At 36.3% G+C, this 4165-nt stretch carries 3 protein-coding genes and 1 pseudogene; all 4 read right to left on the bottom strand.

Going from position 1 to position 4165, the window contains the following annotated elements; genetic code table 11:
* Positions 1–92: 92 nt before the first annotated feature.
* Positions 93–428, bottom strand: a pseudogene (locus ACEN4L_RS13190) (PTS transporter subunit EIIC); the annotation flags it as partial.
* A 165-nt stretch (positions 429–593) separates the two neighbouring features.
* On the bottom strand, positions 594–1352 hold the full coding sequence (locus ACEN4L_RS13185; protein ID WP_407097702.1) for a MurR/RpiR family transcriptional regulator: 759 nt from the start codon (positions 1350–1352) through the stop codon (positions 594–596).
* A gap of 138 nt (positions 1353–1490) precedes the next feature.
* Positions 1491–3041 (bottom strand): gluconokinase, encoded by a 1551-nt coding sequence (locus ACEN4L_RS13180; protein ID WP_407097701.1) that lies wholly within the window; start codon positions 3039–3041, stop codon positions 1491–1493.
* A 9-nt stretch (positions 3042–3050) separates the two neighbouring features.
* The gene (gene gnd / locus ACEN4L_RS13175; protein ID WP_079650455.1) at positions 3051–3947 is read right to left on the bottom strand and encodes a phosphogluconate dehydrogenase (NAD(+)-dependent, decarboxylating); all 897 of its coding nucleotides are present in this window, start codon (positions 3945–3947) and stop codon (positions 3051–3053) included.
* Positions 3948–4165 lie beyond the last annotated feature (218 nt).

Raw genomic sequence — 4165 nt, 5'->3', positions numbered from 1 at the left:
GAAATGAACTTTTCTTTTCTTCCGTTAGGAAGGAATCTAATCGATTTGTAAAAAAGAAAGAAACATTTCAGTTTCGCCTAATTTTTTGATAAAAATGTCCCTGTATAAAAATCTATGAATGATTCAGGAAAAGTATTAAACGTTAAATAAATAATTAATGATTCCAAAGCTGCTCGAGCATTTGCTTTTTTTGCAAGACCAATAGGCAGTCCTATGACAAATAAAAGTTCCATATGATCAAAAACAACCCAAGCTCCACCTTCTAATACTTCCCAAACTCTAGTCCATACTGTTCCTTCTGCTGCTAGACTTCCAATGATAAGCTCGTTCGTAGCTAACGTTGAGAGGGCTATCATTATTCCAGCAAACGCAAACAGTAATACAGGAGTAAACATTGCTCCACCAAATCGCTGTAATTTTTCCATCATGGTTTTTTATCTCCTTTTCTTTTCATTGATACAATTATTTTATACCATTATAAAAGCGCTTTCTCAACAGGGTTTAAAAACAAAGGGAAGCAATCTCCAACTATGGAAATGTTACCATTAATTGGGAAGCTTCCCTGTTTTGCTTATGCTATTATTTTTCTACTTTTATAATAAGTTTTCATATGTTATGTATTCTCGATATAACATATCTAATACTATATTTACCGTTACAAAAGTCTTTTTCGAAGTATTTTCGCGATGTTTATCATAAATTTCAGAGCTTTGAAAATACAAGTTATAATCTGTTTTAGAAGCTAAATCATTGTTTTTAAATTCTGTAATAGATAAAATAGGAATTTTGTTTAAAGATAATAATTTTGTAATTTCAGACAATCCTGTCCCATCTCCACTTTTCGATAGAATAATCACTAAATCATTTGAAGTCATTTCAGATAGCAACAATTTTAATTCTGTTTTAGATTGAAGCATCATACTATTTTTACCACTTAATATAAAACTTCGGTTCAAGTCATTTAATGCGTTTAATTGTGCCCATCCAGTCCCATAACTATATACTCTTTTAGAGTGATAAATCTTTTCAACAATCATTTTTACATCTGTTTGTTTAAATAACTTATAAGTCGTTTCTATATCATTTTTTAATTTTCCGATCATATCATCATGAGGATCACTGTGTATTTCACTACTTTGCTTAATACTGTATTTGAATTGCACAAATCCACTAAAACCTAATTTTTGTGTTAATCTAAGAATTGTAGATTTTGAAGTATGACAGACTTCAGCTAGTTTAGTGATACTGATATTTTGAGTTTCTTTTTTATTTTGTAATATATAGGAAACAATAGAAAGTTCATTTTCATTAAGTTGATCATAATTTTTATTAATAATAGCTTCAAGCTCCATATGTTTATTCATCCTCTTTCCAATATATTGTTTTATAATGGCACGATATCTATTACGAATAGTATATTACAAAACAACAATGCCAATTAAGCTCCTAAAGTAGCAATTTAATTGCTACTTTAAGGAGCTTAATTGATATCACTTAATTATAGTTTCAGTTATTGCAACCTTTTCCTGCAACAAGCCCAATTCCATAAAATTCTGTGAAAATTGACGGCTCAATTTGCGGTACAATGGAAAAATTTCTTTATACACAGCACTTTCGATTTCGTTTGGCTTATGCTGATGTTCAGAGCCGATCATTGATTTAACAACTTTTAAATCAGCAATCATCCCCGCACTCTTCAACCCTATCACTACGGCTCCTAAACAAGAGCTTTCATAACTTTCCGGCATAAAAACATCTTGCTGTACCACATCCGTTAAAAGTTGACGCCACACAGGAGACTGAGAGAACCCACCAGTCGCAATAATTTTATCCGGTCGGCCAGCTTGCTCGGTGATTTCATGTAATACATCGTAAATATTTAAACAAATTCCTTCCAATACTGCTCTTAAGAAATGCTTTTGCTTATGCATCAGATGAATCCCAAAAAACGATCCTCTAGCTTCTCCTTGCCATAACGGAGCGCGTTCGCCGTTTAAATAGGGGTGAAACAATAACCCGTTAGAACCAGCTGGAACAGAAGCAATCAGCTCCATCATATCACTGTATTCATCTGTATTTTCCTCTAAAAAAGCTGGATTAAAAAATTGATTTTTAGCCCAATCCATCACAACACCGCCATTGTTTATCGCTCCACCGACTACGTAGTGATTTTCATCCAGCACATAGCAAAAAGTTCGTTCATCTGTATCCAAATAAGGTTTTTCCGTCACCATTCTTACAGCTGCACTTGTGCCAATAGTGATAGCCACATTTTTTGGCTCAATTGCTCCAACACCTAAATTAGACAGGCAACCATCACTGCCTCCAAGCACAAATGGTGTTTGAGGATTCAGCCCAAGTTCCTGAGCAATTTCTTCTTTCATTCCACTTACCTGAGTAGTTGGAGTGACGGCGAGAGGCAGTTGTTCTGCTGTAATTCCGGCTTCTTTCAGCGCCATTGTATCCCATGATAAATCATGGATATTAAATAGACCCGTACTCGAGGCAACTGAATAATCAACCACATATTTGCCAAATAATTGATAAAAAACATACTCTTTTACTCCAATAAATTTAACAGCCTGTTGAAACACTTCTGGTTGTTGTTCTTTAAACCATATAATCTTGCATAAAGGAGACATAGGATGAATCGGTGTTCCGGTGCGTTGGTAAATATCTGATCCATTTCCTAATTTCAGCTCTTCAGCACAACGGTTAGCTCGGTTGTCTGCCCAAGTGATACTTCGAGTAAGAGGCTGATCGTTACCATCCATTAAAATCAAACTATGCATCGCACTTGAAAAGCTGACATTCACAATTTGTTCTGCAGGTATTTTACTGCTTACAATAACTTGTTTGATAGTACTCAATACTGCTTGATAGATAGCGCTTAATTCTTGTTCCGCAAATTCTGGTTTTTCCTTGATCAGCGGATAAAATTCATAAGCCGAATCCATTACCAGTCCATTTGCATGAAAAAGGACTGCTTTGGTACTGGTTGTCCCAATATCTACTCCAATCACATATTGACTCAAATCCACACTTCCTTTTTACTTTTTAATAACAGCATGTCCGCCAAATTCATTTCGTAATGCTGAAACAACTTTTCCAGCATATGTATCTTCTTGCATTGAACGATATCTCATCATCAGAGACATGGAAATCACCGGTGTCGGAACTTTCAACTCTAGACCTGTTTCAACTGTCCATTGTCCTTCACCAGAAGATTGCATAGCACCAGTCATTTCATCTAAATGACCATCTTTTTGGAAAGCTTGTTCTGCTAATTCCATTAACCAGCTGCGGATAACTGAACCATTGTTCCATACTTTTGCTACGTCCGCATTATCAAAATCAAAATCACTTTTTTCAACGAGTTCAAAACCTTCACCCATTGCTTGCATCATACCATATTCAACGCCGTTATGGACCATTTTCAAAAAGTGTCCGCTGCCTGATTTTCCAGTATACAAGTACCCATCTTCTACACAAATTTGTTGAATCACTGGCTCAATATAGCGAAAGGCTTCCTCATTTCCACCGATCATCATACAAGCTCCATTACGAGCTCCACTGGTTCCGCCAGATGTCCCTAAATCCATAAAATGCAGCCCTTTTTCTGCTGCGAGTTCTGCATGACGAATCGAATCTTTGTAATTCGAATTCCCGCCATCAATCAGAATATCTCCTTCTACCAGCAACTCCATTAATTGAATCAATACTGATTCTAATGGTTTTCCTGCTGGTACCATCATCCATATCACTTTGCGTTCCGTTTCTTTTGCCGTCAATTCTTTCAAGGTAGGAACAGTTTTTATCCCTGCATCCTCTGCTTGTTTGCGACTTGCTTCCATCACATCGTATCCTGTAACTTGGTGTCCTTTATCCAATAAATTTAAAGCGAGTTGGTAACCCATCTTTCCTAAACCGATTAATCCTATTTCCATCCGTCTCTCCACTCCCTATCTTTTTTTACTAGTCTATTATAACCAAAAAGAGCGAGAAAAGGAAATCACCTTTTCTCGCGTTTGTGTCAAATTTTTCTCGAGCGTCCTATTACTCCGCTAGTTTAGGCACTCTATTTTTGTACACTTGTCAGCTACCGCACGGCTCCGCCGCTTGCTGGCCCATCTTTTGGAAGAACGTTCCTAAAACCAGGAACCTT

The organism is Desemzia sp. FAM 23988, from assembly GCF_045528365.1.
Taxonomy (GTDB): domain Bacteria; phylum Bacillota; class Bacilli; order Lactobacillales; family Carnobacteriaceae; genus Desemzia.
Note: the sequence above shows the minus strand (reverse complement) of the source record. Positions and strands in the feature narration are given on the sequence as shown.

Bases quoted from the DNA above. Each gene is read 5' to 3' on its own strand.
- ACEN4L_RS13185 (WP_407097702.1), bottom strand. From the start codon at position 1,352: ATGGAGCTTGAAGCTATTATTAATAAAAATTATGATCAACTTAATGAA.
- gnd (WP_079650455.1), bottom strand. From the start codon at position 3,947: ATGGAAATAGGATTAATCGGTTTAGGAAAGATGGGTTACCAACTCGCT.